Genomic DNA, 21,934 nt, shown 5'->3' on the forward strand with positions numbered 1-21,934 from the left:
GGCGTGAAAACCCGCCGGGGCCCCGCGTCGTACCGTCCGCTCAGATGAACGAGTTGATCTCGATCGTCTCGGTGCGGCCGGGACCGACACCGATCGCCGAGATCGGCGCGCCCGACATCTCCTCCAGCGCCTTCACGTACGCTTTCGCGTTCTTCGGAAGCTCGTCGAAGGTCTTGGCCTTGCTGATGTCCTCGGACCAGCCGGGGAAGTTCTCGTACACCGGCTTCGCGTGGTGGAAGTCGGTCTGGCTGTACGGGAGCTCCTCGACGCGCTTGCCGTCGATCTCGTACGCCACGCACACCGGGATCTGCTCCCAGCCGGTCAGCACGTCCAGCTTCGTGAGGAAGAAGTCCGTCAGACCGTTGACCCGCGTCGCGTACCGCGCGATCGGCGCGTCGAACCAGCCGCAGCGCCGGTCGCGGCCGGTGGTGACACCGCGCTCGCCACCGATGCGGCGCAGCGCCTCACCGTCCTCGTCGAACAGCTCGGTCGGGAACGGACCGGCACCCACGCGCGTGGTGTACGCCTTGAGGATGCCGATGACGCGGCTGATCTTCGTCGGTCCGACGCCCGTACCCGTGCAGGCACCGCCGGCGGTCGGGTTCGACGACGTGACGAAGGGGTACGTGCCGTGGTCGACGTCGAGCAGCGTGCCCTGGCCGCCCTCGAAGAGGACGACCTTGTCCTCGTCGAGCGCGTTGTTCAGGATCAGCGTCGTGTCGGCGACGTACTGCTTGATGTTCTCGCCGTGCGTCAGCAGCTCTTCGACGACCTGTCCGGCCTCGATCGCGCGGCGGTTGTACAGCTTCGTGAGCAGCTGGTTCTTGATCTCCAGAGCCGCCTCGACCTTTTGGGTCAGGATCGACTCGTCGTAGAGGTCCTGCACGCGGATGCCGGTGCGGTTGATCTTGTCCGCGTACGTCGGGCCGATACCGCGGCCCGTGGTGCCGATCTTGCGCTTGCCGAGGAAGCGTTCCGTCACCTTGTCGACCGTGACGTTGTACGTCGTGATGATGTGGGCGTTGCCGCTGATCAGGAGCTTGGACGTGTCGACGCCTCGCTCGTTCAGACCGCTCAGCTCGGAGAGCAGTACCGACGGGTCGATGACGACGCCGTTACCGATGACCGGCGTGCACTCAGGCGAGAGGATTCCGGAAGGGAGAAGATGCAGCGCGTACTTCTGGTCGCCGACGACGACCGTGTGGCCGGCGTTGTTGCCGCCCTGATAGCGCACTACATAGTCAACGGACCCACCGAGCAGGTCGGTGGCCTTTCCCTTGCCTTCGTCACCCCACTGAGCACCGAGCAGCACAAGTGCGGGCACAGGCGTACACCCCTTCCGGGCGGGGCATGTCCAAGGTCAGGGGGAGTACGTACGGCGTACACCCGATACTGAGCCGTCGGACCGGTTGCCCCGGAATAGACGAAGCCCCTGGCGCAATAGCGCAAGGGGCTCTTGCACAAAGATGCTACCCGAGGAAGGACCGAGGTGTCGGCTCCAGAGCCCGCCGCGAGCACCGCGCACCCGCTGCTCGTGGTCATCGACCCGGTCGCCCGGCGCACGGACGGCGAGTCCGTGCGGATCGCCAAGGACGTCCTGTGCGCCCGCGCCAACGTCAGAATCTGCCTCCCCGAGGGGCCGGAGGAGTTCGCGCGGGCCCTTGCCCGCAGGGGCAGCCGCCGCCCCGTGGTCGTCGGTGACGACCGGGCGCTGCTGCGCGCCGTGGCCCTGCTGCACCGGGAAAGGGAGCTGGGCGCCGGGGCGCTCGCGCTGATCCCGGTGGGAGCCTCCGTGGACATCGCGCAGGCGCTCGGCGTGCCGATAGGGGCGGTGGCGGCGGCCCGTGCGGTCCTGGAGGGAGTGGTGCGGCGGCTGGATCTGCTGGTGGACGACAGCGACGGGGTGGTGCTGGGCGACCTGCGGATCCCGGCCGCGCCATTGCCGGTCGCGGCCGCCGCGTCCGTCTGGGGCACGTGCCGTTCGCTGGTACGCACACTGGTGCGGCCCGCGCCGCAGTCCGCGCCGCCGCCGCTCGCCCGTACGTACCGGTTGCGCGTCGAGGCGGACGGGGTCCTCCTCAACGACCTGGACCGGCCGGTGGAGGACGTGTCGGTGTGCTCGCGCGGCGGGCGCGCCGAGGTGGTGATCCGCCCGCAGGACGGTGAGCAGGTGCGGGTGGAGGCGCTCGCGGTGACGGTGTCGGGCCCGGACTTCCGCTACCGGGCCGACGCACTGGTGGCGGGCCCGGTCCGGAGGCGGACGTGGACGGTGCGGCCGGAGGCGTGGTCGCTGACGCTGCCGGCCTGAGACCGGCCCGCCCAGGGGCGCCGGCCCGCTGACCGCTTGGCGTACGGTGCTGCCGGCGGCGCCCGGGGCCCTGTGACACTTCTGTGACGGCTCCGCATCGGGAGCGTGGCCGGAAGGTCGGTAGCGTCGTACCGGCACATGAGACTGCGATCCACGCACCGGGAGGGCACGTGGCCGAGGGCCCGGAGTCGACCAGGCGAGTCGACGAATCCGAATTCCTCGAAATGAGCGGACAGGACCCCGCGCAGGCCAGAGTGCTGCGCAAGTCCCTGGAGGAGCTCGCCTCGGGCCGGGGCGGCGACGCCCTGAAGGAAATGGCCCAGGAGGTCCTGTCGGGACGCGCGGGCCTGCGGGACGCGCTGGACGTGTCCGCCTACTCCGACCAGCTCGTCGCGCAGGCGGCTCCCATGGCCGAGAAGTGGGCGGCGCTCCCCTCGGCCGAACGTGAGGCGCTCGCCGCCGAGGGTGAGCGGAGCATGGCCGAGGAACTCTCCGCGGCGGACGGCTTCCCCGAGGTGGCGTCCAGCGGCTACGACCACCAAGCGGTCTAGGAAGGATCGGCCCGCATGTTCCCGTACGACAACATCGACAGCCTTGAGACGTTCCTGTCGAAGGTCCGCTTCGGAAGCCTCATGACCGTCCCCGCGTACCTGGCGCTCATGCTGTTCCTCACCAGTGAGGAGGGATGGCACTGGAGCTTCCTCGTGTTCTGCGCGCTGCCGCCGCTGACCGCGTTCCTGGGCTTCCTGGCGAAGCGGGACATCCGTCCGGGGCTCGGGATGGCGGTCCTCGCTCTGGCCATCGCACCCGTGCCCCTGGTCGGCGCCATCGAGCTCCTCTAGCCCCGGTACGCCGGCCCGTCACACCTCGACGCGCAGCTCCCGCAGCCCACGGATGACGAATCCCGGCTTCCACTCCGGCTCGGCAGCCAGCCGCATCCCCGGCGCCCGGCGCAGCAACTCCCCGAAGGACGCGGCCAGTTCCAGGCGGGCGAGCGGCGCCCCCAGGCAGTAGTGGATGCCCGCCCCGAGCGACACGTGCGGGTTGTCCGAGCGGCCGAGATCGAGCGCTTCCGGCCGGGCGAAGGCCGCCGGGTCCCGGTTCGCGGAGCCGAAGAGCAGCGCCACCTCCGAGCCGCGCGGGATCACGGTCCCACCTACCTCGATGTCGTCGAGCACCCAGCGCTCGAAGAGCTGGAGCGGAGTGTCGTAGCGCATCAACTCCTCCACTGCGGTGGGGAGAAGCCCGTGGTCCGCCCGCAACGCCGCAAGCTGCTCCGGGTGGCGCAGCAGCGTCCGCCAGCCGTTGGCCGTCGTGTTCACCGTCGCCTCGTGCCCCGCGTTCAGCAGCAGCACGCACGTCGAGATCATCTCCTGCTCGCTGAGCCGGTCGCCGCCCTCGTCGTGCGCGGCGATCAGCGCCGAGACCAGGTCCTCGCCGGGCGCCTTGCGGCGTACGGCGATCAAATCCCGCAGGTACGCCGAGAATTCCACCGACGCCCGGACCGCGCGCCGGGCCGTCTCCTGCGGCGGGTTCAGCTCGTACATCCCGCAGATGTCCGCCGACCAGGGGCGGAGCAGCCCGCGGTCCGATTCCGGTATGCCGAGCATCTCCGCGATGACGGCGACCGGGAGGGGTTCCGCGACGGCGGACAGCAGGTCCCCGCCGCCCTCCGCGACGAACGCCCCGGCCAGCTCCGCCGCCAGCCGCCGCACGGTCGGCGCCAGTCGCTCGACGGTACGCGGCGTGAACGCCTTGGAGACCAGGCGCCGGATGCGCGTGTGGTCCGGGGCTTCGAGGTCCAGCAGGCCGTGGTCGTTCAGGACGTGGAACGGCTCGTGGCCGGGGGGCGGCGGCGTACGGCCGAACTCCTCGTGCGTGAAGCGATGGAGGTACGTACGGCCGAGCCGGCGGTCGCGCAGCAGCGCGGAGACGTCGGCGTGGTGCGGGATCAGCCACTGCCGCGTCGGCTCGTACCAGTGGGCACGGCCCCGGCCGCGCAGCTCGGCGTAGGCGGGGTACGGATCGGCGACGAAGGAGGGCGACCAGGGGTCGAACGTCTCTGCCATGAGCAGACGCTAGCGGACGTACTTCTTCAGACGCTCGGTGTCGAGTTCGATGCCCACGGGATCCGGGAGCGTCACTCTCGCTCCGAACCTCACGGTGTGGTTGTCGCGGTAGCCTCCTCCGTCCGGCTCCGGCTCGCTGAACACAGTGACGGTACAGGCGTCACGGTCGATCAGCAGGTACACCGGGATGCCGGCGGCGGCATAGGCAGCAGGCTTCTCGTGCCGGTCCCGCCGGTCGGTGTCGGAGTCGTACGACGTGATCTCGACCGTCATGAGCACGCCGTCGGGATCACCCCAGTCGCCCTGCCCGTCGAAGTGGTCGACGGGAGCGAGCACTCCGTCGGGACGGGCACGGCCCTTGCGGTACTCCTCGACCTTCAAGCCCTGGGTCGGGTTGAGGTCCAGATCGGGCCGCGCCTGCATGCACAGGCGCACCAGCCACATGGTGATCGCCCCGTGAGCTCCATCCGTCATCCCTTTGACCCTGATCCGTCCGTCGATGAATTCGAACCTGACGGATTCGGTCTCCCTCTCGACGAGTGCGGCGATCCTCTCGAACTCCTCGACCGGAATCTGAACCGTGCGCTCTGCCATAACCGTCATGGTGCACCTCCTTCCGTGCGGGCACCAGTGCGGCCACGCCTGGGCCCGTTCGGATCGGCTTCCCTCTCCGACCACCCGTGCGAGTGACCGGCTACCCCGGCGTAACCAGCCGCGCCTCGTACGCGAACACCGCCGCCTGCGTCCGGTCGCGCAGCCCCAGCTTCACCAGGACCCGGCTCACGTGCGTCTTGATCGTGGACTCGGCCACCACCAGGTGCGAGGCGATCTCCGCGTTCGACAGGCCCTGGGCGATCAGGACCAGTACCTCCGTCTCGCGTTCCGTCAGGTCGCCGATCTGGGCGAGCGCGGGCGGGCGCGGGGCCTCCGCCAGCTTCGAGAACTCGGAGATCAGGCGCTTGGTGACCGTCGGGGCCAGCAGCGCCTCCCCGGCCGCCACCACCCGTACCCCGTCGGCAAGCTGCCGCGCCGAGGCATCCTTCAGCAGGAAACCGGAAGCCCCCGCGCGCAGCGCCTGGTAGACGTACTCGTCCAGGTCGAACGTCGTCAGGACCAGCACCTTCGCGTCCGCGTCGGCGGCGACGATCTCGCGGGTGGCGTCGATGCCGTTGAGCTCCGGCATACGGATGTCCATCAGCACGACGTCCGGGCGCAGCTCGGCCACCTTCGTGATCGCCTCGCGGCCGTTCACCGCCTCGCCGACGACCTCGATCTCCGGCATCGCGTTCAGCAGGACCGTGAAGCCCTCGCGGACCATGATCTGGTCGTCGACGATCAGTACGCGAATGGTCATGCCGCCGGCTCCGGCGTCACCACGGTCGCGGCCGGTTCGGACGGCGCGACAGGGATGAACACGGCCACCTCGTAGCCGCCGTCCTCCGTCGCCGCCGCCGTCATCTCCCCGTTCAGCATCGACACCCGCTCGCGCATCCCCGTGATCCCGTGCCCGGCCCCCGGCGACGGTTTGGCCAGGCCCTGCGGCGCGGTGTTCACGATCCGCAGGCCCAGGCCCCCGAGCACGTACGACACCTCCACCTTCGCCGTCGAACCGGGCGCGTGGCGCAGTGCGTTGCTCAGTGCCTCCTGGATGATCCGGTACGCCGAGAGCTCCACGCCCTGCGGCAGTTCACGTACCGAACCCGTCACCGTCTTGTCCACCGTCAGGCCCGCGTCCCGGACATTGGCGATCAGCCCGTCCAGCTCGGCCAGCGTCGGCTGCGGCGCGTCCGGTGCCGCGTAGTCCTCCGCCCGTACGACGCCCAGCACGCGCCGCAGCTCGGTCAGCGCCGCCACCGCGTTCTCGCGGATCGTGACGAAGGCCTGCTCCAGCTCGGGCGGCGGGTTCTCGACCCGGTACGGGGCCGCCTCCGCCTGGATCGCGACCACCGACATGTGGTGCGCGACGACGTCGTGCAGCTCGCGGGCGATCGTCGTGCGCTCCTCCAGCAGGGTGCGCCGGTCGCGCTCCACGGCGGTGACGGTCTTCTGGACCGTAACCTCGCGCTTGGCCTCGCGGCGGATGCTCACCAGCGCGGTGACGAGCAGCGCGAACGCGGAGAAAACCAGCATCTGCGGGCTGTCCGTGCTGTAGCCGCGCCCCAGGAAGGTCTCGGCGAAGACGGCGTACGCCGCTGTGCACGCCCACATCCAGGCGGCGGTGCGCGGCCGGGTCCTGGCCGCGACCACCACCATCACGCCGAGGTGCGCGACGAAGGAGGACGGCGACCACGGCCAGCCGTCCGAGTAGTGGCCGACGACGCCGACGAAGGGCGTGGACAGCAGCGAGACCCACCAGGCCCCGGCCGGCCTGACCAGCGTCATCACCAGGGCGGCGGCCGGTATGAACCCGATCAGGGCGACGCCGAGGCCTCCCCCTTCGCTGTCGGCGACGACCATGGAGAGCAGCATCACGAACATCGCCAGCCCCACCACCACGGCGTGCGGGGTCCAGGCGGCGTACTTCCGCAGCCGCCCCGGCAGCCTCCGGGTGAGCGGCCCGTCCGTACGCATCGGCGGCAGCGGCCGGTAGGCGAAGGCGTCGTGGAAGAGGTCCTGGCGCAGGCCGCTCAGGGCGCCCATGGCCAGGTGGAACTCGGGACTGCGGGTCTTCTCGGTCACGTACAAGACGGTAGGCGAGGGGACGGCCGCGGGCGTCCGCCCCCGTGGGGATCCTCCCGCGTCCGTCCCAGGTACTACGGCGCCCTCGTCAGTCCCGCGCCCGGAACACGTCCGCGTGCTCCCGCGCCCACTGGTCGAAGGTGCGCGCCGGGCGGCCCGTGACCCGCTCGACGGTGTCCACCACGGTGCGGCCCACCTCGGGAGTGTTCTCGTACACGTCCAGCAGGAAGTCGATGGTCTCCTGGTCCATCCCCGCCCGCTGCCACCGCTCGGCCGCCTGCGCCGCGCTCAGCTCGGTCAGGCCGATGTCCTTGCCGCGCGCCGCCGCGAGGATCCGCACCTTGTCGCGCACGGTCAGCGTCTGGGGACCGGTGAGCGCGTACGTACGCCCCGCGTGTCCGTCCTCCGTCAGGGCGACCGCCGCGACCGCGCCGATGTCGGCCTCGTGGACCATGGCGCTCAGCCGGTCGACGAAGGGCTCGAAGACGCTGTCCTGCGTACGGACTCCCTCGGCCCACTCCAGCGTGTTCGACATGAACTCGACCGGCATCACCAGCGTCCAGTCCACGTCCCCGGCCTCCACCGCGTCCTGGAGGTCGCTCGGCCCGCCGCCGTTGAGGACCGTGATGCGCCGTACGCCCGCCTTCGACGCCAGCGCGACGATCTCGGGGCCCGTGGTCAGCGGGGCGAAGTACTCTCCACCGAAGGTGATCAGATGCAGTCCCGTGACGCCTTCGAGAGCCGGGACCAGCGTCTCGGGGTCGGTCAGGTCCGCGCGTACGGTCTCGACGCCGGCCGGGAAGTCCGCCTTCGCCGGGTCACGGGTCAGCGCCCGCACCCGCTCGCCCCTGCGGACCAGCTCGGCGACCACCTGGCGGCCCACGGTCCCTGTCGCTCCGGTTACGAGAATCGTCATTGAGGGCTCCTCTGCTCGGCTTGTTCCACCACCGTAGGAACCCTTGCGGACAGGTACTGTCCGCAATTCGCGCTGCCCGGTCGCTCAGTACGCGAGCTGCTCGATCTCCTCCGCGACCACCGCGCACGCGTCCGCCGCCGGGTCGATCAGCGGGAAGTGCCCGACGTCCTCCAGCAGCGTCAGCCAGACCGGCTCGCCTGCCTTGGCCGCCGCTTCGGTGTAGGCCTCCGCGACCGCCCGCGGTACGACGATGTCGGTGCGGCCCTGCACCAGGACGGTGGCGATACCGGTCGGCAGCAGTGCGGCCGGATCGGCGTACGGCCGGCGCTCGTCGAAGTGCTCCTTGCCGCCGAGCAGTTGTACGGCCGCCTCCGAGCACACCCCCAGTTCGCACGCGACACCGAAGTCCGCGATCGGCGCGAGCGCGACGACGCCGCGCAGCGCGGGCGCCGCCGGCAGGTGCCACGGCGAATCGGGGGCCAGTACGTGCCGGGCGGCCGCCCACAGCGCGAGGTGGCCGCCGGCCGAGTGGCCCGTGACGACGACACGCCGCGGGTCGGCGCCGGGCAGGGCCTCCCGTACGAGACCGGGGAGCAGGTCCATCGCCGCGGCCACGTCGTCGAACGTCTGCGGCCAGCGCCCGGCGACCGGTTCCGTGCCGCGCTGCTGCGGGAGCTCACCACCCGGTTCGCCGCCCCGCCGGTACTCGACGCTGGCGACGGCGAAGCCCCGGCGGGCCAGGAAGTCCGCGAACGGTGAGATGTGCTGCCGGTCGTACGGGGCCCGCCAGGCGCCGCCGTGCAGCACGACGACCAGCGGTGCCCGGTCCCGGCCGTCGCGCGGCGCGTAGAAGTCGATCACCTGGTCGGGGTGTTCGCCGTACGCGGCGGTGGCGTCGGGCGCGACGGCCGGGTGGGAGAAGGCCGACCGGGCCTCGACAGCGTCCCGTTCGGCTGAGGGGTCCGGCATGCGGTGACCAACCCTTCGCTACGTACAGCCAATTGATCTAGGTGTCGGGACGCTACCAGCCCTCAGGCCCGCGCTTCCGGCAGGTCCTGACCCGTATTCCGGCTCAGGACCCGACCAGGATTCGGCTCAGGACCCGGCCAGGACCTCACCCAGCACGCGCGCCGCCCGCTCCGCGTCCGCGAAGCCGACATAGAGCGGGGTGAAGCCGAAACGCAGCACGTCGGGGCGGCGGAAGTCGCCCACCACGCCACGTGCGATCAGCTCCCGCATGACTTCGCCCGTGTCGGCTCCGTCCTCGCACCGCAGCGAGACCTGGCTGCCGCGCTCCTCAGGTGCGGCCGGAGTCACCGACGTGACCCGCCCCCGTGGCACGTACGCCTCCACACATTCCAGGAAGAAGTCCGTCAGAGCGAGCGACTTCTCGCGTACGTCCTCGACACTGACGCCCTCCCACACGTCGAGCGCGGCCTCCAGCGCCAGCATCGACAGGATGTCGGGGGTGCCGACCCTTCCCCTTACCGCGCCGTCCGCCGGGGCGTAACCGGGCGTCATGCCGAAGGGGTCGGTGTGCGAGTTCCAGCCCGGCAGCGGGGAGTCGAAGGCGCCCTGGTGGCGCTCGGCGACGTACAGATAGGCGGGCGAACCGGGGCCGCCGTTCAGGTACTTGTACGTGCAGCCGACGGCGAAGTCGACGCCGTGCGCGTCGAGGCCCACCGGCAGCGCGCCCGCGCTGTGGCACAGGTCCCAGACGGCCAGGGCCCCGGCCTCGTGGGCGGCGGCGGTGAGTCCGGGCAGGTCGTGCAGGCGCCCGGTGCGGTAGTCGACGTGGTTGACGAGCACCGCGGCGGTACGCGGGCCGAGGGCGGCCGGCAGATCGTCCGGGGCGACGGGCACGGCCCGCCGGCCCGTCATGCGGGCGGCGGACTCGGCGATGTAACCGTCCGTGGGGAAGGTGGTGGCGTCGACGAGGATCTCGTCCCTGGACTCCGGCGCCAGCCGGGCAGCGCCCACAACCGCCTTGAAGACGTTGACACTTGTCGAGTCGCCGACCACGACCTGACCGGCGCCCGCGCCGATGAGCGGCGCTATCCGCTCACCGATCCGCTCGGGCGCGGTCCACCAGCCGCTCTCGTCCCAGGAGCGGATGCGCAGCTCGCCCCACTGGCGGGTGATGACGTCGGCCATGCGCTCCGGTACGTGGCGGGGCAGGGCGCCCAGCGAGTTCCCGTCCAGGTAGACGGTCTCGGCGTCGTCCAGCGCGAACAGCTCGCGGTGCTTGGCGAGCGGGTCGGCGGAGTCGAGAGCGACGGCCCGCTGCTGAAGTTCACTGGTGGCATCAGACATGGCTGCGCGCCGTCCACAGCTCGGGGAAGACGTTCTTGGTGGCGCGCTTCTCCAGCCAGGCCACACCGGCGGAGCCGCCGGTGCCGACCTTGGAGCCCATGGCACGCCTGGTCGCGACGAGATGGTCGTTGCGCCATCGCCAGACCAGCTCACCGACGTCGGTCAGCAGCTCGCCCAGGCGCACCAGCTCCGCGTTCTGATCACCCTGGTAGAGCTCGGCCCAGACCGCCTCGACCTCGGCCGATGGCTCGTACTTCTGCGACAGGTCCCGGTCCAGTACGGAGGCGGGCACCGGCAGGCCGCGCCGTGCGAGCAGCCGCAGCGTCTCGTCGTACAGGCTCGGCTGGTGCAGCGCCTTCTCCAGCTCGGCGTACACGCGCGGGGCGCCGCGGTGCGGGACGAGCATCGAGGCGGACTTGTCGCCGAGCAGGAACTCCATCCGCCGGTACATCGCGGACTGGAATCCGGAGCCCTCGCCGAGTGCGCTGCGGTACGAGTTGAACTGGGCGGGGGTGAGGTGGGCGAGCGGCCGCCACGAGGCGTTGAGGGCCTCAAGCTGGCGCAGGGAACGCTTGAGCGCGTCCGTCGCGACCCGCAGGTCGTCCTCACCGAGCGCCTTCGCGGCGGTTTCCCACTCGTGGACGATGACGGTGAACCACAGCTCCATGACCTGGGTCGTCACCAGGAAGACCATCTCTCCGGGGTCGTCGGAGAGGGGGTGCTGGAGGTGGGTGAGAACGTCCGCCTGGACGTAGTCCTCATAGGGAGTGGTGCCCGCGAAATCCAGGTTCGGGGTGTCCGAACCTGTACCGGGGGCATCGGGGTTTTGCGACATCACTGTCTCCTCGACGAACTTCCAGGTAGCGGTCCGCCCCTTCCTTGTGGCTACGGAGCCCCGGTCCCTTCCCGGCATCATAAGAGGTGCCGCGCGAGACGGCACGAACGCCCGCCACCCCCGTGCGAGGAGCGCCGCCGAGACGTACACGGCGGCGCTCAGGGTGTCGCTATGCGCGGTGTGCGCTGATCATCCGCGCGAGGTGACGGCCGGCGATCTCCAGCGGATCGTCGCTCCGGGCCACCTGGGCGGCGATCTCCGCGCCCTCCAGGGTGTTGATCACCATATGGGCCAGCTCGCGTGCCTCCTCCTCGCCGAAGCCGCAATCGCTCAGCTTCGCCGAGACCAGTTCGCGCTGGCGGGCGAACGCCTCGGAGGCGGCGACCTGGACGTCCGGGAGGCGGCCGGCCGCGCCCAGCGCGGTGGTGGTGATCGGGCAGCCGGCGGTCCAGTCCGAGGCGCGGAGTTCCTCGGCGAGGTGCTTGCTGAAGGCGGTGACGGCGCGGGCCGGATCGGGCTCGCTGTCGAGCACCGCCTTCAGGTCGGCCACGAACTCGCCATTGGCATGCGCGATCGCGGCGACCGCCAGCTCCTGCTTGCCGCCGGGGAAGAAGTGGTAGACGGAGCCGAGGGTGGCCTCGGCCTCCTGGGCGATCTGCTTGATGCCCGTGCCGTCGTACCCCTGCCGCTGCATCAGCCGTGAGGCCGACCGGACGACGCGCTCGCGGGTCCCGAAGGTCTGCCCCGCGTCCCTGGCCGCCGGCCGCGCCTCACTCGCTGGCTTCTTCTTCACGCCGCGAGGCTACCAAGCTGGGCTTTCCTCCCCGCGCTGCCCAGCGGCGGGACGACGGAGAGCTGCTGCTCGGCGCTGTTCATACGTTCTCCAGATCCTGCTCCGGGTGACGCGCGGGGGCGGCCTTCTCGCTCCGCTCCTCCCGCGGCAGCCAGCGCACCGCGAGGAAGCCGAGCGCGAAGGTGAGCACAGCGGCGACACCGATCGCCGTGTGCAGTCCGGTGACGAAGGCGTCCTTGGCCTGCGCGGCGGTCTCGGCGGCCAGGCCCGGTGTGGACAAGGTCTCGTCGAGGGTGCCCGCGGTGCCGGGGCCGAGCAGCCGGAAGAGGAATGCGGCCAGTGAACCGAGTAGGGAGATGCCGAGGGCGTTGCCCAGCTCATTGCTCATCTCGGCGATCGCGCCGGCCGAACCGGCCCGCTCCTGGGGCACCGCCGCGACGGCGGTCTCCGCGACCAGGCTGAAGGACAGGCCGTAACCGACACCCGCGACGACCGTGGAGGCGACGTACGCGACCGCGCCGCCGGAGACTCCGGCCAGGAGCAGCAGCAGAAGCCCGGTGCCCATGAAGAAGTGCGAGGCGATCAGCGCGGACCGCTTGCCGATCCGGTCGACCACACCGGTCGTACCGATGCAGGCCGCGGTGAGCACGGCCGCGCCGGGGAGGGCGAGGAACGCGGCGGCGAGCACGTCGAAGCCGAGCACCGACTGGAGGTAGACCCCGCTGAGGTAGCCGGCCGCGGACCAGGCCACCAGGGAGAGCAGTCCGGTCAGGACGGCGACGGTGAAGACGCGGTCACGGAACAGGGTGAGGTCGAGCAGCGGGTCGGCGAGCGTGAGCTGGCGGCGGACGAACCACCACAGGATGGCGAGGCCCGCCACTCCGGCGACGACCTGGTGGAGCGAAATCCCTTCCGCCGCGGCGGCCTTGACCGAGTACACCGCGAGCAGGATGCCGATCGCCGACTGCGCCACGCTCAGCGCGTCCACCCGGCCGGGCAGCGCCTCACGGACCTCCTTGAGCAGCACCGGGGCGAAGGCCAGGAAGACCGCCACGATGGGGAGGTTGATCAGGAAGACCGAGCCCCACCAGAAGTGGTTGAGCAGCAGACCGCCGACGACCGGGCCGACCGCGAAGCCGGCCGCGAAGGTGGCCGCGAAGATGCCGATGGCGCGGGCGCGCTGCTTGGGGTCCGGGAAGAGATTGCTGATGATCGCCAGGCCGGACGGCAGCAGGGTCGCGCCGCCGAGGCCCATCAACGCGCGGGAGGCGATGAGGAGTTCCGGACTGGGGGAGAACGCCGCACCGGCGGACCCGATCCCGAAGAGTGCCGCGCCGCCGAGCAGGAACCTCAGCCGGCCGTGCCGGTCGCCGAGGTTGCCGAAGGCGATGAGCAGCGAGGCGACCACGAAGCCGTAGATGTCGAGAATCCACAGCGCCTGACCGGCACTTGGGGTGATCGCCTCGGTGATGCCCGGCATCGCGAGATAGAGCACCGAGCCGTCCATCGCCACCAGGGCGACCAGGCCGAGGACAAGGGTGAAGCCGAGCCAGGCCCGGCGGGGTGTGGTGTCACGTGTACTCAAGGCACTTCCTCCATGGTGTGTACCGTCCAAGCGCTAGAACGAGCGCTCCATTTAGGATGCGAGGCAAAGCTAGCACACCTCTGGAACGAACGCTCTAGTCAGTAAAAGAGGGGCGCGACGGTGGATACGCCCACTCCCGACTTCTGGTACGGCAAGGGCTGACTCACCCTCACCTGCGCGGATTTGGCGTCAAGTTCACGACTCGTCCGCGTGACGGCCGACCGACCGCGGTCCCGACAGCATCATCGATCCCTCGACATAAAGCGTAAAGTTTATTATTTTTCTTCGCCAGTGGGCGTTGCGTCGAGCCGACGCCGCCGGTGAGGGGAGAGAGACCGTGCAGATTGCGCTGACAGGCGCGACCGGGATGGTGGGGAGCCAGGTGGCCCGCCTCCTCGCCCCCCGGCATGACCTCCGTTGCGTGACCCGCTCCCCGGAGCGCACGGCCCGCCTGCGGACGCCCGGCCTGATGGTCGAAGCGGACCTCGGTGACCAGGCCGCACTGACACGGGCACTGGCCGGGGCGGAGTCGGTCCTGGCGGTGACCTTCGACCCCTTGAACCCCGTCCACGACGAGCGCCTTCTCGCCGCCGCCCGCCAGGCCGGCGTACGTCATGTGGTGAAGCTTTCGGCTCTCGCGGTCACCGACCCCGAGGCGCAGGACGTGATCACACAGTGGCAGCGCGAGTGCGAGGAACGGGTACGCGCCTCCGGAATGTCCTGGACGCTGCTGCGCCCCCGCGCCTTCATGTCCAACTCCCTGGCCTGGGCGGGGACCGTCCGCCAGGAGGGCGTGGTGCGTACGCTGCACGGCGGTTCCGTGAATTCCTGCGTCGACCCCGCGGACGTGGCCCGTGCGGCGGCGCGCGCTCTGACCGACCCGGAATGCGCGGGACGGACGTACGAGCTGACCGGACCCGCCCCCCTCTCGGCCCGCCGGCAGGTCGAGCAGTTGGCGGAGGTGCTCGGACGCCGGCTGCGGCACGAGGAGCTGACCGAAGCGCAGGCTCTGGAGGCCTGGAGCTCCCGCTTCCCGGTGCCGCTCGCACAGGCCCTCCTCGACAGTGCGCGCCGGCAGGCCCGCGGAGCCAAGGGCGAGGTCCGCGAGGGAGTACGGGAGGCGACCGGCCGGGAACCCGGTACCTTCCGGGCCTGGGCGCGGCGTCATGTCTCGTCCTTCGCTTCGGGCCCGGCGGCCGACGGGAGTGCGGTGCAGACCTCCGCGTAGGCGGCGAGCAGGACGGCGGGGTCCGGGCCCTCCAGGACGGCGGGCTCGGCCAGAGCGTCGAGGACGATGAAGCGCAGCAGGTCACCGCGGGACTTCTTGTCGACCTTCATGGTTTCCACGAGGGCCGGCCACTGGTCGCCGCGGTAGGTCAGCGGGAGGCCGACCGAGGCGAGTACGCCGCTGTGCCGGTCGGCCGTCGCGTCGTCCAGGCGGCCGGTGAGGCGAGCGAGTGCGGCGGCGAAGACCATGCCGACCGAGACGGCCGCGCCGTGCCGCCACGTGTAGCGCTCGTTCTTCTCGATGGCGTGGGCGAGCGTGTGCCCGTAGTTGAGCATCTCGCGCGGTCCGGACTCGCGGAGGTCGTTGGAGACGACCTCGGCCTTGACCCGGATGGCGCGCTCGATCAGCTCCGCCGTGTGCGGGCCGTCCGGCGTCCGCGCGGCCTCGGGGTCGGACTCGATCAGGTCGAGGATGGCCGGGTCGGCGATGAAGCCGGCTTTGATCACCTCGGCGAGCCCGGAGACGTAGTCGTCGACCGGCAGCGTACCGAGCGCCGCCAGGTCGCAGATCACGCCGGCCGGCGGGTGGAAGGCCCCGACCAGGTTCTTGCCCTCGGCGGTGTTGACGCCGGTCTTGCCGCCGACGGCCGCGTCGACCATCCCGAGCACCGTGGTCGGCACCGCGATCCACCGCACCCCGCGCAGCCAGGTCGCCGCGACGAAGCCCGCCAGGTCGGTGGTCGCGCCGCCGCCGACACCGACGATGACATCGGTGCGGGTGAACCCGGCCTGCCCGAGCACCTTCCAGCAGTACGCCGCGACCTCGGCCGTCTTGGCCTCCTCCGCGTCGGGCACCCGGACGGCGACCGCCTCGAAGCCCCGCGAGGCCAGGTCCCCCCGGATCGCCTCACCGGTGTCCGCGAGCGCCTCCGGGTGGACCACCGCGACCCGCTGGGCGCGGTCGCCGATCAGCCCGCCCAGCTCACCGAGGAGCTGACGGCCCACCAGGACCTCGTACGGCTCCGTATCCACGGGCCCGCCCACAGCGATGCGAGTGACACTCATGACGTCGCTCCCACGGCCGTACCGACGAGCTCGGAGTGCACCGCGGAGGCGACCTGCTGCGGGGTGCGTCCCCGGGTGGACACCACCAGCCGGGCCACCGACAGGTACAGCGGACGCCGCTCGGCCATCAAGGTCAGCCAGCGCCGCGAGAAGTCCTCCCGCAGCAGCGGCCGGGAGCCGTTTCCGCGCAGCCGCTGTTCGGCATCGGAAAGCCCGGTGTCCAGGAAGACGACCGGTAGCCCGCGCAGGACCTCCCTCGTCCCCGGGTGTACGACGGCTCCGCCGCCCAGGGCCAGCACCCCGGAGTGCTCGCGCACGGCCGCGCTCACCACCTCGTGCTCCAGGCAGCGGAACCCCGGCTCGCCCTCCTCGGCGAAGATCTGCCCGATGGAGCGGCCGGTCAGCCGCACGATGTCCTGGTCGGTGTCGCGCGCCGTCGTACCTGTCCGGGCCGCGAGGATCTCCGCGACCGAGGACTTGCCCGCGCCGGGCGGGCCGACGAGCACGGCGAGGGGGGACCTCATGTGATCTCCAGGGCGCTGAGGAAGCCGGTCACATTGCGGCGGGTCTCGGTGACGCTGTCGCCGCCGAACTTCTCCGCCACCGCGTCCGCGAGGACCAGGGCCACCATCGCCTCGGCCACGATCCCGGCCGCCGGTACCGCGCAGACGTCGGAGCGCTGGTGATGGGCCTCGGCGGGCTCCCCCGTGGTGACGTCGATGGTCTTCAGCGCCCGCGGCACGGTCGCGATCGGCTTCATCGCCGCCCGCACCCGCAGCAGTTCACCGGTGGACATGCCACCCTCGGTGCCACCCGCGCGGCCCGATGTCCGGCGGACGCCCGCGGCACTCGGCACGATCTCGTCGTGCGCACGCGAGCCCGGCACCCGGGCCAGGCCGAAGCCGTCACCGACCTCCACGCCCTTGATCGCCTGAATGCCCATCAGGGCGGCCGCCAGGCGGGCGTCCAGCCGCCGGTCCCAGTGCACATGCGAGCCAAGACCCACCGGCACCCCATGGGCCAGGACCTCCACCACACCGCCCAGGGTGTCGCCGTCCTTGTGTGCCTGGTCGATCTCCGCGACCATCGCCTTCGAGGCGTCCGCGTCCAGGCAGCGCACCGGATCCGCGTCCAGCCGCCGCACGTCCGCCGGCGTGGGGAGGCTCCCGTACGGGGCACTGGCCGCGCCCAGTTCCACGACGTGGGAGAGGATCTCGATCCCGGCGGTCTCCCTCAGATACGACCGGGCCACCGCGCCGAGCGCCACCCGCGCCGCCGTCTCCCGCGCCGAAGCGCGCTCCAGAACCGGCCGCGCCTCCCCCAGGGCGTACTTCTGCATCCCCGCCAGATCCGCGTGCCCCGGCCGGGGCCGGGTCAGCGGCGCGTTGCGGGCCAGGCTCGCCAGTTCCGCCGGGTCCACCGGGTCGGCCGCCATCACCTGTTCCCACTTGGGCCACTCGGTGTTCCCCACCATCACCGCCACCGGCGATCCCATGGTCAGCCCGTGCCGCACCCCGCCGAGGAAGGTGACCTCGTCCCGCTCGAACTTCATCCGGGCGCCACGCCCGTAACCCAGCCGGCGCCGCGCCAGCTCCTGCGCCACCACGCCGGTGGTGACCGGGACGCCGGCGGGCAGGCCCTCAAGGATGGCCACGAGTGCGGGTCCGTGCGATTCCCCCGCGGTCAGCCAGCGCAACCTGCTCATCGTTCCCCTGCTTTCATCTCGTCGTCATGGCCGGCGGTTTCCGGTGCGGGACCGCCTGCCGCGCGTGCTCGTGCTCGTACTCCGGCGGCCCGCATCGCGTCGAGCGGTGCCGCGCCACATCCCGTGAACAACTCGACCTGTCCGGCGGCCTGATGGACCAGCAGATCGAGGCCGCCCACCACCGCCCCGCCCGCCCGCTGCCAGGCGGCGGCCAGCGCGGTCGGCCACGGGTCGTACAGCACGTCGAAGAGCACCCCCGGCAGCGACGGCACGGCCGCGGCCAGCCCGTCGGTGGCGCTGTGCGGGGTGGTGGCGATGACCAGATCGGCCCGCAGACCCTCCGCCGCCCGCTCCCACGGGGCGGTGCGCACCGCCGTCCCCAGCCGTTCGCTCCAGTCGCGCAGCTGAGCCGCTCGCGCCGTACCGCGCACATAGGCGGTCACCTCACCCGTGCACACCGTGCGCAGCGCTGCCAGCGCCGAGGAGGCGGTGGCCCCCGCGCCCAGCACGGTGGCGGTCTCCACCCGCCGCACACCGTGCTCGCGCAGGGCGGCGACCATGCCCGGAACATCGGTGTTGTCGCCGGTGCGCCGCCCGTCCGGATGGAGCACAACGGTGTTCACCGCCTCCACCGAGGCGGCGCACTCGCTCACTTCGTCGAGGAGCGGGAGCACTGCCCGCTTCAACGGCATCGTGAGCGACAGCCCTGCCCACTCGGGCCCCAGGGACTCCAGAAATTCCTTGATCCCCGACTCGTCCACCTCGAAGCGCCCGTAACTCCATCCCGTGAGACCCAGCGCGGCATGGGCCGCACGGTGCATCTGCGGGGAGAGCGAGTGCCCGATGGGCGAGCCGAGCACGGCCGCCCGGTGCCGCGTGTACGTCTGCATCAGTGGAACTCCGGGGTGATGTACCCGGTGAAGAGCCGTGCCATCTCCTGGTGGAAACCGGGGAAGGTCTTCCCCACACAGGACGGGTCGTCGAGCGTGAGCCGGACCCGCCCGGCCAGCCCCAGGACGGAGAACGCCATGGCGATCCGGTGGTCGCGGTAGCAGGCGATGCGGGCCGGCCGCAGCGGACCGGGATGGATGGTGACCGCGTCCTCGGTCTCGTCCACCTCGATCCCGCAGGCGCGCAGGTTGTGCGTCACCGCGGCGATACGGTCCGACTCCTTGAGCCGTGCGTGCGCCACACCACGGATCGTCAGCGGTGCGTCGGCGAGTGGGGCGAGGGCGGCGAGAGTCATGAAGGTGTCCGAGATGTCGCCCATGTCGATGCTGAAGCCGCCGCGCAGCCGGCCGGTGCCGGTGACGGTGACGGACCCCTCCGACACCTCCACCAGCGCCCCGAGCCGGCTCAGCACCTCCACGAACCGCAGATCGCCCTGGAGGCTGTGCACGCCGAGGCCGGGCAGCGTCACCTTGTGCTCGGTCGCCGCGGCGGCGGCGAAGACGTACGAGGCGGTGGAGGCGTCGGGCTCGATGACCAGGGCGGTCGGCCGGTAGCTTCCCGGATGCACCTCGACCACGCCGTTCCCGGGTTCCTTGACGTCCGCACCGAAGCGGCGCATGAGGGACAGCGTCATGTCGAGGTAGGGACGGCTGACCGAGTCGCGCAGGTCGGCCCGTACCGGACGGCGCATCAGCGGAGCGGCCATCAGCAGACCGCTGAGGAACTGGCTGCTCATCGAGGAGTCCACCCGCAGTGTGCCGCCCTCCAGGCCGGCCGCCCGTACGGTCAGCGGAAGGCGTCCCGCCGAGGGGGTCTCCACCTGGGCACCCAGGGCGGTCATGGCTTCGAGGAGAGGGCTCAGCGGCCGGGCCCGAAGCTGCTCGGAGCCGTCGAAGGTGAAGGTGCCCTCGCCCGCCGCGCTGAACGGAGGCAGGAAGCGGGCCGCGGTGCCGGCGTCCGCGCACCACACCTTCGCCGTTCCCACCGGGGCCCGCCCGATGCCGGTGACGTCCCAGTACTGGTCGCTCGGGCTGTTCTCGACGGCCACTCCGAGGTCACCGAGTGCCGCCTTGAAGGCCAGGGTGTCGTGGCTGATCAGCGGAGCCCACAGGGTGCTGGTGCCCCGTGCCGCCGCGGCGAGCAGCAGGGCTCTGGCGGTGATGCTCTTGGATCCGGGGATCCGCGCGGTCAGCGGGCGCAGCCGGGAGAGTTGCGTCGTCATGAACGGGTCGTCCTTTCCACAGCGGCGCGCGCCTCGGCGGCGATCGCCTCGGGGGTGAAGCCGAATTCACGGAAGAGCAGGGCGCCGTCGGCCGAGGCGCCGAACCGCTCCAGGGAGATCACGTGTCCCGCTTCGCCCGCGATGCGGTCCCAGCACATGCCGACACCGGCCTCGACGGTCACCCGGGCCCGTACGCCGGGCGGCAGCACCTGGTCGCGGTAGGCACGGTCCTGCTCCATGAACCACTCCAGGCACGGCATCGACACCACACGGGTCGCGATGCCCTGCTCCTGCAGCAGCTCCCGTGCGGCGACCGCCAGGGACACCTCGGAGCCGGTGGCGACGAGCAGGGCCTGCGGAGTGCCGCCCTCGGCTTCGAGCAGGACGTAACCGCCGCGTGAGACCTGCTCGTTGGGCGGTTGTACGGGCAGGTTCTGCCGGGACAGTACGAGTCCGTGCGGGGCCGGATCCGTACGGTGCCTGCGGAGGATCTCCGCCCAGGCGGCGGCCGTCTCGTTCGCGTCCGCGGGCCGTACGACGTTCAGGCCGGGTATCGCGCGCAGCGAGGCGAGGTGTTCGACCGGCTGGTGGGTGGGGCCGTCCTCGCCGAGCCCGATCGAGTCATGGGTCCACACATGGGTGACCGGAAGTCGCATCAGCGCGGCCAGCCGCACCGCGGGACGCATGTAGTCGGAGAAGGTCAGGAAGGTGCCGCCGTAGACGCGGGTCGCGCCGTGCAGCGCGATGCCGTTCATCACCGACGCCATGGCGTGTTCCCGGATCCCGAAGTGCACCGTGCGGCCGTACGGGTCCGCCTCCGGCAGCGGGTTGCCGACGGGCAGGAAGGAGGACGTGGGGTCGATGGTGGTGTTGTTGGATCCCGCGAGGTCGGCGGAGCCGCCCCACAGCTCCGGCAGCAGCGGGCCGAGCGCGGCGAGTACGGTGCCCGACGCCTTGCGGGTGGCCATGGCGGTGCCGGGTTCGAAGGTGGGGAGCTTGTTCTCCCATCCGGCCGGCAGCCGCCCCCGGGACATCCGCTCGTACTCCTCGGCCCGTCCGGGGTGGGCCTGCCGCCAGCGCGCGAACTCCTTGTCCCAGGCGGCGTGCGCGGCACGGCCCCGGTCCAGGGCCTTGCGGGTGTGGGCCCGTACGTCGTCCGGCAGTTGGAACGACCGGCCGGGGTCGAGGCCGAGCATTTCCTTGGTGGCCGCGACCTCCGCCTCGCCGAGCGCGGCGCCGTGCGCCGCGGCGGTGCCGCGTGCGTGCGGGGCGGGCCAGGCGATGACCGAGCGTGCGGCGATCAGCGAGGGCCGGTCCTTCTCCTGCCGGGCCGCGAGGAACGCCTCGTGCAGCGCACGGGGGTCCAGGTCCCCGTCGGGCTTCGGCTCCACTCGCTGCACATGCCAGCCGTAGGAGGCGTACCGCTGGACGACGTCCTCCGAGAAGGCGGTGCTGGTGTCGCCCTCGATCGAGATGTGGTTGTCGTCGTAGAGCACGACGAGATTGCCCAGCTTCTGATGTCCGGCCAGGGAGGACGCCTCGGCGCACACCCCCTCCTGGAGGTCGCCGTCGCCCGCGACGACCCAGATGGTGTGGTCGAAGACGGAGGCGCCGGCCGGGGCGTCCGGGTCGTGGAGCCCTCGCTCGTAGCGCGTGGCCATGGCCATGCCCACGGCGTTGGCGACGCCCTGCCCGAGCGGTCCGGTGGTGGTTTCCACCCCGGGGGTGTGCCCGTGCTCCGGGTGCCCCGGAGTGCGGCTGCCCCAGCGGCGGAACGCCTTCAGATCGTCCAGGGTGAGCGGATAACCGGCCAGCATCAGCTGGACGTACAGCAGCAGGCTGGCATGGCCCGCCGAGAGTACGAAGCGATCGCGTCCCGCCCAGGAGGGAGCGGCCGGATCGTGCCGCATGACCTTCTGGAACAGGACGTACGCGGCCGGGGCGAGACTCATCGCGGTTCCGGGGTGCCCGTGGCCGGCGTGCTGCACCGCGTCCATGGCCAGGGCGCGGGCGGTGTCCACGGCGCGCTGGTCGAGCGTGCTCCATTCCTCGGGGCGTGGCATCGGCCACTGCGGTGCGGTCTGCTCTGGTGCCTGCATGGCGTCGTCCCTACAGAGGTCGGCGGCCTCGGAGGACCGCGGAAGGCTGATGATGGGGCGCTGGGAACAGCGCGGTCGAGGGGTGCGCGGGAGGTGGGTCCGGGTGTGTGTCCCTGCCCGGTGCCGGACCTCGCTGCGCGGGGCGCGGGTGCTGCCGCGCTCCGGGG

At 71.5% G+C, this 21,934-nt stretch carries 21 protein-coding genes; 4 read left to right on the top strand and 17 right to left on the bottom strand.

What is annotated here, in order from left to right:
• Positions 1–40 precede the first annotated feature (40 nt).
• Positions 41–1,324 carry an adenylosuccinate synthase gene (locus G412_RS0101175; RefSeq protein WP_028810464.1) on the bottom strand — a complete coding sequence of 428 codons (1,284 nt, stop codon included), beginning with the start codon at positions 1,322–1,324 and terminating at the stop codon, positions 41–43.
• Between the two features lie 165 nt (positions 1,325–1,489).
• On the opposite strand from G412_RS0101175, the gene G412_RS0101180 reads away from it, so the two are divergent.
• The 3 genes from G412_RS0101180 (at position 1,490) to G412_RS0101190 (ending at position 3,150) form a co-directional block, all read left to right on the top strand.
• A complete protein-coding gene (locus G412_RS0101180; protein ID WP_167546434.1) occupies positions 1,490–2,308 on the top strand; it encodes a diacylglycerol kinase catalytic domain-containing protein in 819 nt (272 codons plus the stop codon).
• Positions 2,309–2,478: 170 nt separating this feature from the next.
• Entirely contained in the window at positions 2,479–2,859 is a 381-nt protein-coding gene (locus tag G412_RS37060) for a hypothetical protein (RefSeq protein WP_208857826.1), read from the top strand.
• Positions 2,860–2,874: 15 nt separating this feature from the next.
• Positions 2,875–3,150 carry a hypothetical protein gene (locus G412_RS0101190; protein WP_028810466.1) on the top strand — a complete coding sequence of 92 codons (276 nt, stop codon included), beginning with the start codon at positions 2,875–2,877 and terminating at the stop codon, positions 3,148–3,150.
• 18 nt (positions 3,151–3,168) lie between these two features.
• Here the strand turns inward: G412_RS0101190 and G412_RS0101195 are convergent, their stop codons facing one another.
• The 10 genes from G412_RS0101195 to G412_RS32815 form a co-directional block, all read right to left on the bottom strand.
• Positions 3,169–4,377, bottom strand: coding sequence for a cytochrome P450 (locus tag G412_RS0101195; protein WP_028810467.1), 1,209 nt, complete (start codon positions 4,375–4,377; stop codon positions 3,169–3,171).
• A 9-nt stretch (positions 4,378–4,386) separates the two neighbouring features.
• Complete coding sequence (locus G412_RS0101200) at positions 4,387–4,980, bottom strand: Uma2 family endonuclease (RefSeq protein ID WP_028810468.1); 594 nt, start codon at positions 4,978–4,980, stop codon at positions 4,387–4,389.
• A gap of 91 nt (positions 4,981–5,071) precedes the next feature.
• Positions 5,072–5,731, bottom strand: a complete 660-nt coding sequence (locus tag G412_RS0101205) for a response regulator (RefSeq protein ID WP_028810469.1) — start codon at positions 5,729–5,731, stop codon at positions 5,072–5,074.
• On the bottom strand, positions 5,728–7,056 hold the full coding sequence (locus G412_RS32805) for a sensor histidine kinase (protein WP_051338075.1): 1,329 nt from the start codon (positions 7,054–7,056) through the stop codon (positions 5,728–5,730). Before G412_RS32805 ends, G412_RS0101205 begins: the two co-directional genes overlap by 4 nt.
• A gap of 88 nt (positions 7,057–7,144) precedes the next feature.
• Positions 7,145–7,972 (bottom strand): NAD(P)H-binding protein, encoded by an 828-nt coding sequence (locus tag G412_RS0101215; RefSeq protein WP_028810470.1) that lies wholly within the window; start codon positions 7,970–7,972, stop codon positions 7,145–7,147.
• A gap of 84 nt (positions 7,973–8,056) precedes the next feature.
• A complete protein-coding gene (locus G412_RS0101220) occupies positions 8,057–8,941 on the bottom strand; it encodes an alpha/beta hydrolase (RefSeq protein WP_028810471.1) in 885 nt (294 codons plus the stop codon).
• A 126-nt stretch (positions 8,942–9,067) separates the two neighbouring features.
• Complete coding sequence (gene kynU, locus G412_RS0101225) at positions 9,068–10,285, bottom strand: kynureninase (protein WP_028810472.1); 1,218 nt, start codon at positions 10,283–10,285, stop codon at positions 9,068–9,070.
• Positions 10,278–11,120: a tryptophan 2,3-dioxygenase family protein gene (locus G412_RS0101230; protein ID WP_028810473.1), complete on the bottom strand. Its 843-nt coding sequence runs from the start codon at positions 11,118–11,120 to the stop codon at positions 10,278–10,280. The genes kynU and G412_RS0101230 overlap by 8 nt, the downstream gene beginning before the upstream one ends.
• 169 nt (positions 11,121–11,289) lie before the next feature.
• The gene (locus tag G412_RS32810; protein ID WP_279626749.1) at positions 11,290–11,913 is read right to left on the bottom strand and encodes a TetR/AcrR family transcriptional regulator; all 624 of its coding nucleotides are present in this window, start codon (positions 11,911–11,913) and stop codon (positions 11,290–11,292) included.
• A gap of 79 nt (positions 11,914–11,992) precedes the next feature.
• The gene (locus G412_RS32815; protein ID WP_425274427.1) at positions 11,993–13,498 is read right to left on the bottom strand and encodes an MFS transporter; all 1,506 of its coding nucleotides are present in this window, start codon (positions 13,496–13,498) and stop codon (positions 11,993–11,995) included.
• A gap of 337 nt (positions 13,499–13,835) precedes the next feature.
• On the opposite strand from G412_RS32815, the gene G412_RS0101250 reads away from it, so the two are divergent.
• Positions 13,836–14,726, top strand: a complete 891-nt coding sequence (locus G412_RS0101250) for an NAD(P)H-binding protein (RefSeq protein ID WP_028810474.1) — start codon at positions 13,836–13,838, stop codon at positions 14,724–14,726.
• Here the strand turns inward: G412_RS0101250 and aroB are convergent.
• Genes aroB through tkt form a run of 6 tightly spaced genes read right to left on the bottom strand, consistent with a single transcriptional unit; the run spans position 14,663 to position 21,767 of the window.
• Positions 14,663–15,790 carry a 3-dehydroquinate synthase gene (gene aroB / locus G412_RS0101255; RefSeq protein WP_028810475.1) on the bottom strand — a complete coding sequence of 376 codons (1,128 nt, stop codon included), beginning with the start codon at positions 15,788–15,790 and terminating at the stop codon, positions 14,663–14,665. The two genes, G412_RS0101250 and aroB, sit on opposite strands and share 64 nt — an antisense overlap.
• A complete protein-coding gene (locus tag G412_RS0101260; RefSeq protein WP_028810476.1) occupies positions 15,787–16,314 on the bottom strand; it encodes a shikimate kinase in 528 nt (175 codons plus the stop codon). The genes aroB and G412_RS0101260 overlap by 4 nt, the downstream gene beginning before the upstream one ends.
• Positions 16,311–17,495 carry a chorismate synthase gene (aroC, locus tag G412_RS0101265; RefSeq protein ID WP_028810477.1) on the bottom strand — a complete coding sequence of 395 codons (1,185 nt, stop codon included), beginning with the start codon at positions 17,493–17,495 and terminating at the stop codon, positions 16,311–16,313. Before aroC ends, G412_RS0101260 begins: the two co-directional genes overlap by 4 nt.
• Entirely contained in the window at positions 17,492–18,385 is an 894-nt protein-coding gene (locus G412_RS32820) for a shikimate dehydrogenase (protein ID WP_078606710.1), read from the bottom strand. Before G412_RS32820 ends, aroC begins: the two co-directional genes overlap by 4 nt.
• The gene (gene aroA, locus G412_RS0101275) at positions 18,385–19,668 is read right to left on the bottom strand and encodes a 3-phosphoshikimate 1-carboxyvinyltransferase (protein ID WP_037647262.1); all 1,284 of its coding nucleotides are present in this window, start codon (positions 19,666–19,668) and stop codon (positions 18,385–18,387) included. Before aroA ends, G412_RS32820 begins: the two co-directional genes overlap by 1 nt.
• On the bottom strand, positions 19,665–21,767 hold the full coding sequence (gene tkt, locus G412_RS0101280) for a transketolase (protein WP_078606711.1): 2,103 nt from the start codon (positions 21,765–21,767) through the stop codon (positions 19,665–19,667). The genes aroA and tkt overlap by 4 nt, the downstream gene beginning before the upstream one ends.
• Between the last annotated feature and the right edge of the window lie 167 nt (positions 21,768–21,934).

Source organism: Streptomyces flavidovirens DSM 40150, assembly GCF_000429085.1.
Lineage (GTDB): Bacteria > Actinomycetota > Actinomycetes > Streptomycetales > Streptomycetaceae > Streptomyces > Streptomyces flavidovirens.